This is a genomic window from Qipengyuania pacifica, from assembly GCF_019711555.1.
Taxonomy (GTDB): Bacteria; Pseudomonadota; Alphaproteobacteria; order Sphingomonadales; family Sphingomonadaceae; genus Qipengyuania; species Qipengyuania pacifica.
The window spans coordinates 173,335-188,536 of record NZ_JAIGNQ010000003.1 but is presented as its reverse complement, the minus strand read 5'-3'; the positions used below and the strand labels follow the sequence as shown (position 1 = coordinate 188,536).

The following is a 15,202-nucleotide window of genomic DNA, read 5'->3' as shown; positions in this document are numbered from 1 at the left end:
GGCAAACTACATTGGCGTCATGCTCGAAGTTCATCAATTCCCGTGCCTGTCCGATAATTACGGATACCTCCTCCACGATCCCGCCAGCGGGGAAACCGCCGCGATCGATACGCCCGATGGCGCGGAATATCTGAAACAGGCGGACGCCAGGGGTTGGAAGATAACCCAGATCTGGAACACCCACTGGCACCCCGATCACGCCGGTGGCAACAAGACGATCGTCGAAGCGACCGGTGCGACCATCACTGCACCTCAAGAGGTTGAGAAGCTCAGCCCGATCGATCGCATCGTCGGTAACGGCGACAGCGCATCCCTGGGCGACTGGACGGCCCGCGTAATCGACGTGTCCGGCCATACCAACGGACACATCGCATTTTATCTGGCAGAGGCAGACATGGCCTTCGTAGGCGACAGCGTCTTCGCCCTTGGCTGCGGCCGCATGTTCGAAGGCGAACCCGAACAGTTCTGGAACAGCCTCGACCGTATCCGCCAGCTGCCCGACAACACCATGCTGTATTGCGCGCATGAGTACACGCAAGCCAATGCCAAATTCGCGCTGCATGCCGATCCGGACAACACCGAACTGAAACTCTACGCGAACCGCATCGATGAAAAGCGCGCAAAGGGCGAACCGACAGTGCCCACCATCCTGTCGCGCGAACTGGAAACCAATCCCTTTCTCCGCGCAGACAAGGCCTATATGCGCGACCGCTGGGGCGGAAACAGCCCATCCGAAACTTTCGCTGCGCTACGTGCGGCGAAGGATAATTTCTGACAATGAATTTGCTTCAGCTGGCGGCGGTGTCCGCCCTGATTTGCGGATCTATCGGGATCGGGAGCGAGCCCCTTTCAGCTGCGCCGCAATCGACATCCACCGTCGTCACGTCACCCAATCCGTTGCCGGAAGCCGACGGTCGTTTGCGCGTGTTTCTCGGCGGTAGCATCGACATGGGCGAAGCGCGCGATTGGCAGAGCGAGATCATTGAGGCACTTCAGCTGGCCCCGGTCGTATTGCTGAATCCGCGCAGAGCAGACTGGGACCCAGCCTGGCTTCCTAGCGCCGACAATCCGGAATTTCGCAGGCAGGTCGAATGGGAGCTCCACGCACTCGATAATGCCGACATCATCGTGATGTACCTCGCGCCAGGGACCAAAAGTCCCGTGAGCTTGATGGAACTTGGCCTTCACGCGCAAAGCGGCAAGGTCATCCTGTATTGCCCCGATGGCTTCTGGCGAAAGGGCAATGTCGACATCACCGCGGAACATTACGATATCGAACAGGTCAGCTCGATCGACGAACTCATCGCTACAGTCAGGGCCCGGGTCGGTCATAGCGACAGTGCGGCCTGACGTGATGAAGGCTGTTCTGGTTCGCCATCTTTCACCCGATCTGTCAGGTGTCGAACTCGCCGAAATCGAGAGGCCCCAAGGGGATATCCTGATACGCGTGCGCGCCGCTTCGCTGAATTACCCAGACCTGCTGATGACGCAGGGCAAATACCAATTCAAACCCGACGTGCCGTTCGTGTCCGGGCTCGAAATGGCCGGCGAAGTCGTCGAAGCACCGAAAGCGAGTGGGCTCAGGCCGGGCGACAAAGTGCGCGGCGGTGCCAAGACGGGGGCGTTTGCCGAATATGCCGCCCTCCCCGCAACCTCGCTCCGAACCATTCCCGCCGGTCTGGATTTCGCGAGCGCGGCCGCAATGGGAGCCGCTTACCAAACCGCATATGTGGCCCTCATCGAAATCGGCGGACTGCGGGCCGGACAGACCGTTCTCGTCCACGGGGCCAGCGGCGGCGTGGGTCTTGCGGCGTGCGACCTTGCTCGCGCGATGGGAGCGCAAGTCATCGCCGCAACTCGCAGAGCGGACAAGCTCGAGCAACTACACACGATTGCCAAACCCCACGCAGCGATCTGCAATACCGGTCGCTTCAGGGAAGACGTTGCGGAAATCACCGATGGCCGCCTGTGCGATCTGGTCTTTGATCCCATCGGCGGGGATGTCTTCGACGAAAGTACGCGCTGCGTGACCTTTGGTGGAAAGCTTCTCGTGATCGGCTTCGTTTCCGGCCGCATTCCGGAAATTGCCGTTAACATTCCATTGATCAAGGGCTTCTCGGTCGCCGGTGTACGCGCAGGCGAATATGCGCGCCGCTTTCCCGACCGCGGCGCACGAATTGCAGACGCAATCGATCGTCTGGCGCAGGAAGGGCGTATAGTGCCTCATATCGACCGTAGACTACCACTCACCTCCTGGCGCGAAGCATTCGAAACGATGCAACGCGGCGAAATCATCGGCAAGCTCGTCCTCGAACCCTGAATCGAAAAGGGCGGCCCCACGGACCGCCCTCTCGAATATTCTCAGACAGGTTCGTTCGCGGCTCAGATGCCCGCGATGACCTTGTCAGCCAATGCCTTGTCCGCTTCGGCGTCGTGCTTTTCTGCGATCAGCTTGCGGCTTGCGGCCGTAGCAGCGTTGACGGCACGATTGCGCACATCTTCCACTGCCTCGCGCTCGGCAGCGGAGATCTTGTCTTCCGCCATCCGCTTACGGCGCTCGACCATTGCCTTGCTGTCGGCTTCGGCCTTCTCGAGAAGGGCATCCGCCTCATGCTGCGCGTTGGCGAGCATGGCTTCAGCGTCCTTTTCGGCGCCGGCGATCTTGTCCGCATATTCCTGGCGCAGCGTTTCGGCTTCGGCGCGAAGTTGTTTCGCCTCGTCGAGCTGCTCCTTGATGGCGGCGATCTTGCCGTCCAGCCCACTGCCGATGGACTTGTGTACCTTCGCGCCGAAAAACGCGATCAGCAGCAGGACGAACATCGCGACCGAAACGATCTGAAACGGCGCGAGTCCGAACAGTTCGGGTTCGGAATGCGTCGGTGCACCGCCATGCCCCGCCTCGACGAAGGTGTCGGCAGATTCGGTGGCGAATACTTCCGGGGCGACATTAGCCATGGTTCATCGCCTCCTTGACGGCCTTGGCGGCTGCAGGCTTGGTCACCTTGGCACCGGCCAGGCGTGCCACGATATCCTGCGCAGCCTCGACGGCAACCGATTCAACCTCGGTCAGCGCGGCAGTGCGGGCTTCGGCAATGCGGGTTTCGGCTTCGGCCAGCTTCTTGTCGAGGCGCGACTGAGCCGCTTTCAACTTGCTCTCGGATTTGGCGGCTGCCTCATCCTTGGCCTTGGCGACGATTGCCTGCGCAGCTGCGCGGTTCTCGTTCTCACGAACCCGCCACGCTTCTTCTTCTGCGTCGGCTGCATCACGAGCAGCCTTTGCGGCGGCAAGGTCTGCAGCGATCTGGCCATCGCGCTGGGCGACGGTTTCCATCACCTTGGGCACCATGCCGCGGCCGATGACGAAGAAGGTTATGCCGAAGAAGACCAATAACCAGAAGACCTGGCTGGACCATGTTTCGGCAAGCTGTGCTATCTGGGGCATTGCAGCTCTCGAAAGGCGGGTACGAAAATTCGTGGGCCGGCCGGGGTTATCCCGACCGGCTCAAATCCGATTGCGTCGATTAAGCGACGAAGATCAGGATCATGGCAACGACGAACGCCAGCAGGCCGAGAAGTTCGGCAGCGGCGAAGCCGATGAACAGGCGGCCCTGCTGGCCGTCGGCAGCACCCGGATTGCGCAGAGCGCTTTCGAGGAACGAACCGAAGACGTTACCAACGCCAATCGCAGCCATACCGGCACCGATTGCAGCGAGGCCAGCACCGATGAGCTTTGCAGCTTCCATTTCCATGACAAACTCCTTTGGGAAATCAGATTGATTAATTGAAGACTAGTGAAGGTTCTCGGCGTCGTTGATGTACAGCGACGTCAGAAGAGCGAAGACATAGGCCTGGATGCCTGCAACCAGCAGTTCCAGCGCACAGATTCCAATCATGAGAAGGAAGCTCGGCAAGCCGACGACGCCGCTCCACAGGATACCCGCGTTGGTACCGTCGATCACGAAGCTCGACAAGACTTCGAGCAAAACGTGTCCGGCCATCATGGCCACGAACAGACGCAGGCCCAGGCTGAACGGGCGCACCATGAACGAGATGAACTCGATCGGCGCGATGATCGGGATCATCGGCAGCGGCGTGCCATGCGGCACGAACAGGCTGAAGAAATGGAGGCCGTGCTTCCAGAAACCAACCAGCAGGACGATCGCAAAGCTGATGATCGCGAGCACGCCGGTCACGGTGAAGTGGCTGGTAAAGGTGAACGGGTGCAGCCCGATCACGCCCAGCGGCATCAGACCGAGGATGTTGGCGAAGAGGATGAACATGAAGAGGCTGAAGACATAGGGCACATATTTGCGGCCCGCCTTACCGATATTGGCTTCCAGCATATTGTCGATGAAACCGGTGAAGGTTTCCACCGTCATCTGCCAGCGCCCGGGCACCAGCTCGCGCTTCATGCCACCCAGCACGAAGATGAAGAGCACCACGGTGGTGATCAGCATCCACAGCGCGGAATTGGTGAAGGCGATGTTGTAGCCGGCGATTTCCCAGCCACCCGAACCGGCGAGCGGTTCGATGGTGAACTGATGCATCGGATCGACTTTGGCCTGCTCGGCTACCACGTCTCTACTAGTCCCTAGATCCTGTAACTAACGCCCCGGAAGCCCCACGACGGGATCATTCTTCGGGGCGCTGGTTTGCCGCACGGATAATGTTCCTGAAGGCGACCACTATTCCGAGGAACAGGCCGACCAACAGACCCCATGGATTGGTCCCCGTGAAATACCCGATGGCATAACCGATGACCGCACCACCAAGAAGCCCCCCGAGAAGATCCGCAAGAACCCGGTTACCGCTGCGATAGTTCGCATCGGCCCCGGAAGCCTTGGGAAGGTTACGCTGTTCTTCGCGCTGCTGGGCGGCTGCAAGCCGCTTTTCCAGCGCATCGATCCGCGCGTCCTCCTCGATTGGTTCCCGTGCGGGTTTGTCGTCGCTCATGCCTTGCTCCTTTGAAGGGGGTTGCGCGGCACGCGCAGGGACTTGCCCGCCAAGGGCGCCGCCCCCTTAGAAGGGGGGGTGTGGCGAGTCAACACGAGGAAGGTCCGGAAAGAGCCGTCGTGTCGCAAAAAAGCCTCTCGCTCCCGTATCTGGAGCAAGAGGCCGTGAAAGAGTGCGAGGTCCGAATCCTACGGGCAGCGCGGATCGCGTTGCGGAGCGCCCGCACCGCGTGTTTCCCAGCTGCCGTTCGGCGCCTGGTATTTCTCGCCCGGCTTGGTGGCCAGGATCGCCTGGCAACCAGCCGTCAGCGCATATTCCTCGAGCGTCGCATTGTTCGCCTTGGCCCGATCCGAATAAACGGCCCGGCGCTTTATATTGATGTCGTTGACGATCTTGCGCAGCGCGGGCGTTTCCGCACCCACGATGCCGAGATAGCCATCCATCTTCTCGCCGATCTCGCCATCCGCGCGGGCAGCGGCATAGGCAGGGTCGCGCTGCGCGAAAGCTGGCGCTGCGAACCCACCGAATGCCGTAGCCACGGCTGCTGCCGCGAGAACCGATTTCGTTATCTTGTTCATCATGTCACCCATCAGAAGATATCCGCATTGTCCTCTATCGTATTGCCCGCATCCTCCGCGAGCCGATAGATTACTTCCTGGCGGATGTTGACGTTCAGCTCGATCACGATCGGCTTTTCGGGCGCATTCACCGTTATGCATCCTCCGAGCGCGACTGTGACAAGCATGGCGGCAGCCATCCTCCCGGTCAATTTGGCATGGTTCATAGCCCTCACTCGCTTTCCTGCTCCTGAATGGTGGGTTCATCCGGAATGATGTCGTCCGGACCGATTTCGGGTGGCGCTTCCTCGCCAGTGATCGAGCGCCTTAGGAAACGTGTTCCGTCGTCGGACAGCAGACCCAGTTCGCGTGGATCGCGTACTGCGGCCGGATCGTACAGCGATTTCAGGCTGGTCATCAGCTGGTAGAACTGCGCCTTGATGTTGATACGGAATTGCAGCGGCAGTGCCGCTAGTCGCCGTGTAATGAAGTTCGATTTGGCGCCCTTGCCCTGGCTCACGCCGTCGAACCGCACCCGCGTAACGATCTCGCCCGTCAGGGGGCCTTCCATCACCACTCGCATCTGCGTGTAGTCGAGGCTCTTCAGTGCATCGAAGGCGAAGTTCGCGATGGGCGAAAGATCCTCGTAGGTCAGATCGCCCACATAGGAAATGTTCCCCCCTGGCGGCCGGGATATCAGCACGCCGGTATCGATTCGTCCGTTGCCCGCGGCATCGAACACGATCGGCACCGTTCCGTCGAAAAGTCCGGTGGCGGATATGTTCTCGAGATCCATCTGCGTCATGAACACGGCCGCATCCAGGCCGACGATCTCGAACAGGTAACGGCGCTCTTCGCTGACCCCCAGATTGAGGTCGACATCGCGCAAGATCAGCTGTCCGCCCATGAAGGGCCAACTGCCCCCGGAAACCGCCAGCAACTCGCCATTGCGCAATTGAAACTCGACCTCGCCATCAAAGACCTCCACGCCGGGATTTACCGATGCGACACGGATCTTCTGGCCCGGTGCGGTCGTCAGATTCAGCAGATCGACGAACTCGATCGTGCCACTGGCCCCCTCGACAGGCCCGAACGCTGCGGCAAAATCGAGATCATCGCTCGAAAAGCTACCCGTGCTTTTGATGGTGCCGTTCGGTGCCCAGTCGATCCGGCCCGTGCCGGTCACGATGCCCTTGGTGTTGGCGATGACGCCCAGCGCAAGACGGGAAATCTCGCCCGGCTGAAGCTCGTCGTCCAGCTGCAGCCCAGGAACATCGAGATCGGCACGACCGGTACCACTCTGCAAATCGTGGCGAATGTCCACGGTTGTCACCAGCCGGTCGCTTGCGGGATTTCGCAATTGTGCCTGCGCGGCGATGACATTGTCGATCAGTATCAACCTGGCATCGCGCGCGATCAGCGGCTCGAACCGGGGCGAAGCATTGCGGTCCACCAATGTGAAGTCGGCACCATTGATTGTCAGCCGACCGTCGGCGAAACGCCAGTTCCCCTCGGCCTTGTTCAGATCCATTGGCACGGCCGCCAGCATCACGTCCGCATCCGTGAACGTCCCTGCGATATCGTCGCCGAACCTCGCCTCCAGGCCAGACACGTTGAAGCGGCTGGCCGTCTCTACAGGGCCCAGCGATACTTCGATTTCACGAGCCGTCATGACGCCGGGATAGGCAAAGCCGACCGGTCCCGACGCAAGTCGGATCGGGGTTTCACCGAGATGGCCCTGCAGATCGAGCGATGGCGCACCCGCGGCTATGCGAATTCCGTCAGCGCCCGCGTTCACGATTGCCCGGCCCCGTGCAGGACACAGCGTCAGCCCACGCTTTTCGAATGAAAGATTGGCCAGTTCGAGACGGTCGAACCGGATATCCGTGCACGAGCGCCACAAGGCGATATTCCCACCCTCATAGCGTCCATCGACGGGTAACAACAAGTTGGTCGCCGCCCCGCCCGGCAGCTTGCCACTTGCCAGAACCCGGCCCGAAAATCCAACCGCGCCGCCGCTTTGCTGGGCGATGGTCATCTGCGGGATGGCAAGGGCGGAATCGTCTGCTTCGTACCGCTCCATCGCCAGGCGGAAAATCGAACTGCCGCCCTCGCCTCGCTCCATCCGGCCAGATATGCGCGGCATATTGGCGCCGCCGGTCGCGATATTGCCTGCGATCCTCGGCGTCTCACCGCCCCGGGACGCGATTTCGACGCGCGATAGGGAAACCAGCCGCGCACCGCTGCCGCCGCGCAGCTCTGCCCTTGGCGCGAACAGGGAATAGGTGCCGGGTTCTGTCCTGATACGCAGGTCGGCGGATAGCGCGCTTCCGCGGGTCTCGGCCTGCAACGCATTCGCCATTTTGCGGGTCAGCGGCGCGATCAGCGTGCCATCGCCGGTTTGCGCCAGCGCCTCGACTGCCGCGACCAGGTCGCTGCCGAGCCGCAGACCATTGCCTTCAAGATTGCTCTCGACCTGCACGCGCTTGAACCCTTCGTTCGCGCGTAGCTGTCCATCTGCCGTCAGCACAGCCGCCAGTGCCTGCGGCGTTTCGACACCGCGGGCCGCCAGTGAAAAGCGGGCGGTGGTCGACTGGTCGCGGATCTGCGCGCGAATCGTGCCGATGATGGCCGCAGCAGAATTCTCCGCGAACCGCGTGTCACCGCCTTCGATCCGTGCCTCGATCGACGGATTGCGCAGGCGATTGTCCGCCTCGACGGTCAGATTCATCTCGTATTCGGCCAGATCGAGGTCCTGCGCTTCGCATTTCAGAGAAGCGAGCCGCACCGGGCCGACGAATTTCGGTTCGCCGGACGTGCTGGTTATTTTTCCATACGCGCTGGTCCGACCGGCCTCACAGCCCGGCAGCCGAAGGTTTGGCGCAATCGCAGCAAGCGTCCCGTCCCAGCCATGGCTGGCCAATCCCGAACCGACCATTTTTAGCCCGACGGGGCCATAATCCGTTTCGATCAGCCCACGTCCATCGCGTATTGCGACATTCAGGTTGGGAAGCCCGCCCGGACCCTCGCTCGGCGCAAATATCAGCGTGTCGAGCGAACCGAAGCTTAGTTCGTTATTGCGGTACGTTCCGAAAAGACGCGGCTCGACCAGGGTGACGCTGCCGATCTCCGGCACGCCCAGCCGGTGGCGCAATTGCACGATGATTCGCTTGGCGGTAAAGTCCGGCGCATCCGGATCGCCAAGGACCACGTTTGACAGTTCCTGCGTCTGGCCGCCCACATGATCGATAGTGTACGTCGCGGGGATATTGTTGGCTTCGAGCTGGTCGCGAATGATATCGTCGACAATGCTCTCGCGCGAAAACCATGCGGCGATCCCTGCAGCGATCAGCAGCGCAAGCAGAACACTCGGAATAGCCCAGCGTTTCTGGCGCCATCTCGCGCGCCGGATGGAATCGGCGCCCTCCGCCATGGCATTGTCGTCAGCGTCCCGCTCCATCGAACCCCACTTGCGCCAGCAGCCCGTGAAAGGCAATGCAAGTGGTCGAAACGCCGTGCATGGGGGAATGGTTGCCGGAGGAATCGAATAATTCGGCGGGCCATGCGGGTGCCGGTCATCGCGCTCGACTGCGCGATCGACTGCTTACCGGCGGGCCCGAAGCGCTCGCCGATTACGAGCTGCTCGAATTCCTCTTGTTCTCAGCGATAAGGCAGGGCGACACCAAGCCGCTGGCCAAGAACCTGATCGCCCAATTCGGGTCGTTCGCCGCTGTTCTGGCTGCAGATCCGCAGGCTTTGAAGCAGGTCAAGGGCATGGGCGAAGCGAGCGTGGCCGCGCTTCATGCCGTCAGCCTCGCGACCAGGAGGATGGCGCGCGGCGCGGTGCAGGACAAGCCGGTACTGGGCAGCTGGCAGGCTCTGCTGGACTATCTCGCTGTCGACATGGCCCATCTCAACCACGAACGGGTGCGCGTCCTTTATCTCAACGCGCAAAACCGCCTCATCCTTGACCACCACTTCGCCGAAGGGTCGATCGATGAAGCGGCCATTCACCCGCGTGAAGTCATCCGCAAGGCGTTCGACATCGGCGCAACCGCGCTGATCCTCGTGCATAATCATCCCAGCGGAAATCCCGAACCGAGCCGGGCGGACATCGCCATCACCGCCCGGATCGCAGAAGCCGGTCGCCTGCTCGGCGTTACCGTACACGACCATGTAATCGTTGGTCGCAGTGGCCACGTCTCGCTGCGTGCCAAGGGTCTGATCTGACCGATCCGCTTATAAGAAGCGTAATAAGCGTGCGCCTGCGCCTTGCCACGGGCCGCCGCCTTGCCTAGCGCGCTGCGCAAACAGCCGCCAACTCCGGAGTTCACCATGGTCCCCCGCTACGCCCGCCCCGAAATGACCGCCCTGTGGGAGCCGGAAGCCAGATATCGCATCTGGTTCGAAATCGAAGCGCATGCGACCGAAAAGCTCGGCGAACTCGGCGTTGTTCCGGCAAGCGCGGCCAAGGCCCTGTGGGACTGGTGGGCCACCAACCCCAAGATCGACGTCGAAGCGATCGACGCGATCGAGGCCGTGACCAAGCATGACGTGATCGCCTTCCTCACCTGGGTGGCGGAAAACGTGGGCGAGGAGGCGCGGTTCATGCACCAGGGCATGACCAGTAGCGATGTCCTCGACACCACGCTGGCTGTGCAGCTTGCCCGCTCGGCCGATATTCTGCTGGCCAATCTCGACGCGCTGCTTTCGGCAATCCAGCGTCGTGCGGAAGAACACAAATACACACCGACCATTGGGCGCAGCCACGGCATCCATGCCGAGCCGGTGACCTTCGGCCTCAAGCTGGCGCAAGCCTATGCCGAATTCGACCGTTGCCGCCGGCGCCTGCTCGCTGCGCGCGAAGAAATCGCCACCTGCGCCATCTCTGGTGCGGTCGGCACCTTTGCCAATATCGATCCCCAGGTCGAAGAACATGTCGCCGATAAGCTCGGCCTGTCGGTCGAGCCCGTGTCGACCCAAGTCATCCCGCGCGATCGCCATGCCATGTTCTTTTCCACGCTCGCCGTCATCGCCGGGTCTATCGAACGGCTGGCGGTCGAAATTCGGCATCTTCAGCGCACCGAAGTGCTGGAGGCGGAAGAATATTTCTCGCCCGGCCAGAAGGGGTCGAGCGCCATGCCGCACAAGCGCAACCCGATCCTGACTGAAAACCTCACAGGTCAGGCCCGCATGATCCGCGCCTATGCCCTGCCCGCGCTCGAGAATGTGGCCCTGTGGCACGAGCGCGATATTTCGCATTCCTCGGTCGAACGCTTCATTGGCCCGGACGCCTGCATCACGCTCGATTTCGCCCTCGCCCGCCTCACCGGCGTGATCGACAAGCTGCTGATCTACCCCGAACGCATGCAGGCCAACATGGACCGCATGGGCGGCCTCATCCATTCGCAGCGCGTCTTGCTCGCGCTCACCCAGAACGGCGTCAGCCGCGAAGATGCCTATCGCCTCGTCCAGCGTAACGCGATGAAGGTCTGGGAATCGGACGGCAGGCTGATGCTGCTCGATCTGCTCAAGCAGGATGAGGAAGTCACCGCAGCGCTCAGCGCCGAACAGCTGGAAGAACGGTTCGACCTCGAATACCACTTCAAGCATGTCGACACGATCTTCGAACGCGTGTTCGGCTAGACGAGCGCGCGCTTGCAGCCTAGCAAGGCTTGCATAGCCAATTAGGGGAGATCCCGATGCAGATCGTGCGTACTATCGTTTGGGTCCTGCTGCTGTTTTCGCTGCTGGCATTCAGTTTCTTCAACTGGAAATCGGTCGAAGTTCAAATCTGGTCGAACTTGGTGCTGGAAACCAAGCTGCCGGCGCTTGTCATCGTGTCCTTCCTGCTGGGCCTTTTGCCCATGTGGTTGCTCCACCGCGCCAGCGCATGGCGCGCCAGGCGGCGGATAGCTGCGCTTGAAACGGCCACGCACAAGATGTCCGCGCCAGCCGCTACTCCCACGCCGACGGCCACCCCGCCGGTATCGCCGCCGCGCGACGATTTTGCACCCCCGCCCGCCAATCCGGTCGATCCCGAACCGACGAAGCCCTGATGTCCAATCCGATCTATCTCGCACTCGACGTCCCGCAACTGAACGACGGGATCGACCTCGTTAACAAGGTCAAGGGACACGTTGGCGGGATCAAGCTCGGGCTGGAATTCTTCTGTGCGCATGGCGCGCATGGCGTGCACATGATCGGGCAGCTCGGCCTGCCCATCTTCCTCGATCTCAAGCTGCACGATATTCCCAATACCGTCGCAGGCGCCATGCAGGCGATCCACGTGCTCGAACCGGCGATCGTCACCGTTCATGCAGGCGGTGGCCGCGCTATGATGGAAGATGCCAAGGCTGCAGCTGGCGAAAATACCAGGGTCGTCGCTGTGACCATGCTGACCAGCATGGACGAACGCGATCTCGCACGCACCGGCATCGAAGGCAGCGCGCATGACCAGGTCATGCGCCTCGCACAGCTTGCCAACGATGCAGGCCTCGACGGGATCGTGTGTTCGGGGCAGGAAGTGAAAGCGGTCCATGACCAGTGGCGGGACGGCTTCTTCGTCGTACCCGGCCTGCGCCCTGCCGGAAGCGCGGTCGGCGATCAGAAACGCGTCGTCACACCGCGCCAGGCGCGTGATCACGGTGCCAGCGTGCTGGTGATCGGGCGACCGATCAGCCGTGCGGACGATCCTGCGCGGGCCGCGCGCGATATCGAAGCCACGCTGTAACGGCGCGTTTCATGGCAGCCACAATCAAGATCTGCGGGATTTCCACGCCCGAAACGCTCGACGCTGTCCTCGTTGCGCAGGCTGACCACGTCGGCTTCAATTTCTTTCCGCCCAGCCCTCGCCATCTCGGCCTTGTCGAAGCATCGGCGCTCGCCGCGCGCGCCGGGTCGCGCATTACCAAGGTCGGCGTGTTCGTCGATCCGGACGACGACGCCTTGCGCGATGCCATATCGGCCGCGAAACTCGACGCGGTGCAGTTGCACGGCGACGAATCTCCCGCGCGCAGCGCTGCCGTCAGGGCGCAGTTCGGTCTCCCTGTCTGGAAAGTCATCCCGGTGGCCACCGCCAGCGATGTCGTCAGCGCTCAGGCTTATACCCACGCGGCCGACTTCATCCTGTTCGATGCCAAGACACCGAAGGACGCTCAGCTGCCCGGTGGGATGGGGCTACGCTTCGACTGGACGCTCCTTTCCGGCATCAGGATGTCGCTGCCCTGGGGTCTTGCCGGCGGTTTGTCGCCCACGAATGTCGGGGGTGCGATCGCTGCAACCGGTGCCCCGCTGGTGGATACGTCCAGCGGCGTCGAAAGCGCTCCGGGTGTGAAGGACATGGACAAGATTGCCGCCTTCTGCAAAGCGGCGCGGTCTGTATGACCGAACACGCAAACTCCTTCCGCAATCAGCCCGATGAACGTGGCCACTTCGGCGATTACGGCGGCCGTTATGTCGCCGAAACGCTGATGCCGCTGATCCTCGATCTCGAACGCGAATATCGCAAAGCTCAAGCTGACTCGAGCTTTAAGTCCCAGTTCGACGATCTGCTCGAACACTATGTCGGCCGTCCTTCCCCGCTTTATTTCGCGGAACGGCTGACAGAAGCGCTCGGCGGCGCGCAGGTCTGGTTCAAGCGCGACGAGCTCAATCACACCGGCGCGCACAAGATCAACAATTGCATCGGGCAGATCCTGCTTGCGATGCGCATGGGCAAGACCCGCATTATCGCCGAAACCGGCGCCGGCCAGCACGGCGTCGCCACGGCTACCGTCTGCGCACGCTTCGGCCTGCCTTGCGTGATCTATATGGGCGCGACCGACGTGGCCCGGCAGCAGCCCAATGTGTTCCGCATGAAGCTGCTCGGCGCTGAAGTCGTACCCGTCACCAGCGGCGCGGCAACGCTCAAGGACGCGATGAACGAAGGGCTTCGGGATTGGGTCGCGAATGTCCACGACACCTTCTACATCATCGGCACGGCTGCCGGACCCCATCCCTATCCGGAAATGGTCCGCGATTTTCAGAGCGTGATCGGCAAGGAAGCGCGCGCACAGATGCTGTCGCGCATCGATCGCCTGCCCGATCTGCTCGTGGCAGCCATCGGCGGCGGCTCCAATGCGCTCGGCCTGTTCCACCCCTTCCTCGACGATCCGGATGTAAAGATGCTCGGCGTCGAAGCGGCCGGTTACGGCCTCGACGGGGATCAGCATGCAGCATCGCTGCTTGGCGGGTTCCCCGGTGTGCTCCACGGCAACAAGACCTACCTGCTGCAGGACGATGACGGCCAGATCACCGAAGGCCACTCGATCAGCGCCGGTCTCGACTATCCCGGCATCGGACCCGAACATGCCTGGCTGAAAGAAATGGAACGCGTCGAATACACCGCCATCACAGATGACGAGGCACTTGACGCGTTCCAGCTCCTGTGCCGGACCGAAGGCATCATTCCTGCGCTCGAGCCCAGCCATGCCATCGCTGCAGTCGCCAAGCGTGCCAAGACCATGCCCAAGGACAGCGTGATCCTCGCCAACCTGTGCGGCCGCGGCGACAAGGACATCTTCACCGTGGCGGAAAAGCTCGGGGTGGAGATCTAGCCCTCGCTCCGAACGATGGAGGTGCCTCGTGATGGTTTACGCATACCCCCTCATGCAGGCTGTCCTACACGACTGCATTCATGCGATGGGGCTTTGATGACGTCTAATCGTTCCTTGCAGTGCGAACCCGGATACGCCCTGATGGCGCCAGCCAGTTTTTTCTCCCTTGGACTGTGTAACACCCGGTCCATGTCTCAGACTTCTACCAAGCTAGATGAACGAACCTGACACCATGAACGCCTCGAATCGCCTCTCCGCTGCCTTCGCCAAGTCTCACCCTGCGCTGGTCTGCTTTCTGACCGCCGGTGACGGCGACACCGCCGCCAATCTCGACGCGCTGGTCGCGGGCGGGGCCGATGTGATCGAGCTGGGGATGCCCTTCACCGATCCCATGGCCGATGGCCCGGCCATCCAGGCGGCGAACATCCGTTCGCTCGGCAAAGGCACCACCACGGCCGATGTCCTCTCGATCGCAAGCGGCTTTCGCCAGCGCCATCCCGACGTTCCGCTCGTACTGATGGGTTATGCCAATCCGATGGTCCGGCGCGGACCGGAATGGTTCGCCTCTGCCGCCATGAACGCAGGCGTCGATGGCGTGATCTGCGTCGATATCCCGCCAGAGGAAGACGATGCGCTCGGCCCTTCCCTGCGCGATGCCGGGATTGCCCCCATTCGCCTCGCCACACCGACAACCGACGACCGTCGCCTTCCCGCCGTGGTCCAAGGGTCCGAAGGCTTCCTCTATTACGTCGCGGTCGCAGGCATCACCGGCATGCAGCAGGCAGCGATCGAATCGATCGAAGCCAATGTCGCCCGCATCAAGCAGGCCACCGACATTCCGGTCGCTGTCGGCTTCGGCGTCCGCACGCCCGAACAGGCCGGCGAAATCGCGCGCGTGGCAGATGGCGTCGTGGTCGGCTCGGCACTGGTCGAACTCGTGGCCGAACACGGGGCCGATGCTCCGGCCCATCTGCGCGAACTGACATCGAAGCTCGCCGGCGCTGTTCGTTCGGCCCGCTGAGCGGGTCCGACCACTCTTCCGTCCGGATACGATCAACCCGCCCGGCATAGAGCAATTTGATTTTCCTAGGTATT

18 protein-coding genes are annotated in these 15,202 nt (G+C 61.8%); 10 read left to right on the top strand and 8 right to left on the bottom strand.

Features of this window, described 5'->3' with window-relative positions:
* Positions 1–19: 19 nt before the first annotated feature.
* The 3 genes from gloB to K3177_RS10625 are packed head-to-tail and all read left to right on the top strand — an operon-like array spanning position 20 to position 2,320.
* Positions 20–775: a hydroxyacylglutathione hydrolase gene (gene gloB / locus K3177_RS10635; protein ID WP_221598246.1), complete on the top strand. Its 756-nt coding sequence runs from the start codon at positions 20–22 to the stop codon at positions 773–775.
* A gap of 2 nt (positions 776–777) precedes the next feature.
* Complete coding sequence (locus tag K3177_RS10630; protein ID WP_221598245.1) at positions 778–1,350, top strand: nucleoside 2-deoxyribosyltransferase domain-containing protein; 573 nt, start codon at positions 778–780, stop codon at positions 1,348–1,350.
* A 4-nt stretch (positions 1,351–1,354) separates the two neighbouring features.
* The gene (locus tag K3177_RS10625) at positions 1,355–2,320 is read left to right on the top strand and encodes an NADPH:quinone oxidoreductase family protein (protein ID WP_221598517.1); all 966 of its coding nucleotides are present in this window, start codon (positions 1,355–1,357) and stop codon (positions 2,318–2,320) included.
* A 62-nt stretch (positions 2,321–2,382) separates the two neighbouring features.
* On the opposite strand, the gene K3177_RS10620 is transcribed toward K3177_RS10625, so the two are convergent.
* From K3177_RS10620 to K3177_RS10585, 8 genes are all read right to left on the bottom strand, one after another.
* Positions 2,383–2,955: a F0F1 ATP synthase subunit B family protein gene (locus K3177_RS10620; protein ID WP_196845954.1), complete on the bottom strand. Its 573-nt coding sequence runs from the start codon at positions 2,953–2,955 to the stop codon at positions 2,383–2,385.
* Positions 2,948–3,442, bottom strand: a complete 495-nt coding sequence (locus K3177_RS10615) for a F0F1 ATP synthase subunit B family protein (RefSeq protein ID WP_103023618.1) — start codon at positions 3,440–3,442, stop codon at positions 2,948–2,950. Before K3177_RS10615 ends, K3177_RS10620 begins: the two co-directional genes overlap by 8 nt.
* Before the next feature lie 79 nt (positions 3,443–3,521).
* Positions 3,522–3,749: a F0F1 ATP synthase subunit C gene (locus K3177_RS10610; protein WP_006832363.1), complete on the bottom strand. Its 228-nt coding sequence runs from the start codon at positions 3,747–3,749 to the stop codon at positions 3,522–3,524.
* Between the two features lie 39 nt (positions 3,750–3,788).
* The gene (locus K3177_RS10605; RefSeq protein WP_255407933.1) at positions 3,789–4,577 is read right to left on the bottom strand and encodes a F0F1 ATP synthase subunit A; all 789 of its coding nucleotides are present in this window, start codon (positions 4,575–4,577) and stop codon (positions 3,789–3,791) included.
* Positions 4,578–4,632: 55 nt separating this feature from the next.
* The gene (locus K3177_RS10600; RefSeq protein WP_103023617.1) at positions 4,633–4,953 is read right to left on the bottom strand and encodes an AtpZ/AtpI family protein; all 321 of its coding nucleotides are present in this window, start codon (positions 4,951–4,953) and stop codon (positions 4,633–4,635) included.
* Positions 4,954–5,141: 188 nt separating this feature from the next.
* Positions 5,142–5,534, bottom strand: a complete 393-nt coding sequence (locus tag K3177_RS10595) for a YdbL family probable chaperone protein (protein ID WP_221598516.1) — start codon at positions 5,532–5,534, stop codon at positions 5,142–5,144.
* 8 nt (positions 5,535–5,542) lie between these two features.
* The gene (locus K3177_RS10590; RefSeq protein WP_369828432.1) at positions 5,543–5,710 is read right to left on the bottom strand and encodes a YnbE family lipoprotein; all 168 of its coding nucleotides are present in this window, start codon (positions 5,708–5,710) and stop codon (positions 5,543–5,545) included.
* 32 nt (positions 5,711–5,742) lie between these two features.
* On the bottom strand, positions 5,743–8,970 hold the full coding sequence (locus tag K3177_RS10585; protein ID WP_247714422.1) for an intermembrane phospholipid transport protein YdbH family protein: 3,228 nt from the start codon (positions 8,968–8,970) through the stop codon (positions 5,743–5,745).
* Positions 8,971–9,029: 59 nt separating this feature from the next.
* Here K3177_RS10585 and radC point away from each other — a divergent pair, with 59 nt between their 5' ends.
* From radC to trpA, 7 genes are all read left to right on the top strand, one after another.
* On the top strand, positions 9,030–9,740 hold the full coding sequence (gene radC, locus K3177_RS10580) for a RadC family protein (RefSeq protein ID WP_221598514.1): 711 nt from the start codon (positions 9,030–9,032) through the stop codon (positions 9,738–9,740).
* A 105-nt stretch (positions 9,741–9,845) separates the two neighbouring features.
* On the top strand, positions 9,846–11,156 hold the full coding sequence (purB, locus tag K3177_RS10575) for an adenylosuccinate lyase (RefSeq protein ID WP_221598244.1): 1,311 nt from the start codon (positions 9,846–9,848) through the stop codon (positions 11,154–11,156).
* Between the two features lie 65 nt (positions 11,157–11,221).
* Positions 11,222–11,569, top strand: coding sequence for a DUF1049 domain-containing protein (locus K3177_RS10570; protein WP_221598243.1), 348 nt, complete (start codon positions 11,222–11,224; stop codon positions 11,567–11,569).
* Positions 11,569–12,243, top strand: a complete 675-nt coding sequence (gene pyrF / locus K3177_RS10565; protein WP_103023613.1) for an orotidine-5'-phosphate decarboxylase — start codon at positions 11,569–11,571, stop codon at positions 12,241–12,243. Before K3177_RS10570 ends, pyrF begins: the two co-directional genes overlap by 1 nt.
* Positions 12,244–12,254: 11 nt before the next feature.
* Positions 12,255–12,896, top strand: a complete 642-nt coding sequence (locus K3177_RS10560) for a phosphoribosylanthranilate isomerase (RefSeq protein WP_221598242.1) — start codon at positions 12,255–12,257, stop codon at positions 12,894–12,896.
* Complete coding sequence (gene trpB, locus K3177_RS10555) at positions 12,893–14,107, top strand: tryptophan synthase subunit beta (RefSeq protein ID WP_221598241.1); 1,215 nt, start codon at positions 12,893–12,895, stop codon at positions 14,105–14,107. The genes K3177_RS10560 and trpB overlap by 4 nt, the downstream gene beginning before the upstream one ends.
* Positions 14,108–14,339: 232 nt before the next feature.
* On the top strand, positions 14,340–15,128 hold the full coding sequence (gene trpA, locus K3177_RS10550; protein WP_221598240.1) for a tryptophan synthase subunit alpha: 789 nt from the start codon (positions 14,340–14,342) through the stop codon (positions 15,126–15,128).
* Positions 15,129–15,202 lie beyond the last annotated feature (74 nt).

Coding starts and splice junctions, on each gene's coding strand:
- trpA (WP_221598240.1), top strand. CDS start 14,340: ATGAACGCCTCGAATCGCCTCTCCGCTGCCTTCGCCAAGTCTCACCCT.
- K3177_RS10610 (WP_006832363.1), bottom strand. CDS start 3,749: ATGGAAATGGAAGCTGCAAAGCTCATCGGTGCTGGCCTCGCTGCAATC.
- K3177_RS10590 (WP_369828432.1), bottom strand. CDS start 5,710: ATGGCTGCCGCCATGCTTGTCACAGTCGCGCTCGGAGGATGCATAACG.
- K3177_RS10615 (WP_103023618.1), bottom strand. CDS start 3,442: ATGCCCCAGATAGCACAGCTTGCCGAAACATGGTCCAGCCAGGTCTTC.
- K3177_RS10625 (WP_221598517.1), top strand. CDS start 1,355: ATGAAGGCTGTTCTGGTTCGCCATCTTTCACCCGATCTGTCAGGTGTC.
- K3177_RS10620 (WP_196845954.1), bottom strand. CDS start 2,955: ATGGCTAATGTCGCCCCGGAAGTATTCGCCACCGAATCTGCCGACACC.
- K3177_RS10585 (WP_247714422.1), bottom strand. CDS start 8,970: ATGGAGCGGGACGCTGACGACAATGCCATGGCGGAGGGCGCCGATTCC.
- purB (WP_221598244.1), top strand. CDS start 9,846: ATGGTCCCCCGCTACGCCCGCCCCGAAATGACCGCCCTGTGGGAGCCG.
- trpB (WP_221598241.1), top strand. CDS start 12,893: ATGACCGAACACGCAAACTCCTTCCGCAATCAGCCCGATGAACGTGGC.
- K3177_RS10595 (WP_221598516.1), bottom strand. CDS start 5,534: ATGATGAACAAGATAACGAAATCGGTTCTCGCGGCAGCAGCCGTGGCT.
- radC (WP_221598514.1), top strand. CDS start 9,030: ATGGGGGAATGGTTGCCGGAGGAATCGAATAATTCGGCGGGCCATGCG.
- pyrF (WP_103023613.1), top strand. CDS start 11,569: ATGTCCAATCCGATCTATCTCGCACTCGACGTCCCGCAACTGAACGAC.
- K3177_RS10630 (WP_221598245.1), top strand. CDS start 778: ATGAATTTGCTTCAGCTGGCGGCGGTGTCCGCCCTGATTTGCGGATCT.
- K3177_RS10560 (WP_221598242.1), top strand. CDS start 12,255: ATGGCAGCCACAATCAAGATCTGCGGGATTTCCACGCCCGAAACGCTC.
- gloB (WP_221598246.1), top strand. CDS start 20: ATGCTCGAAGTTCATCAATTCCCGTGCCTGTCCGATAATTACGGATAC.
- K3177_RS10600 (WP_103023617.1), bottom strand. CDS start 4,953: ATGAGCGACGACAAACCCGCACGGGAACCAATCGAGGAGGACGCGCGG.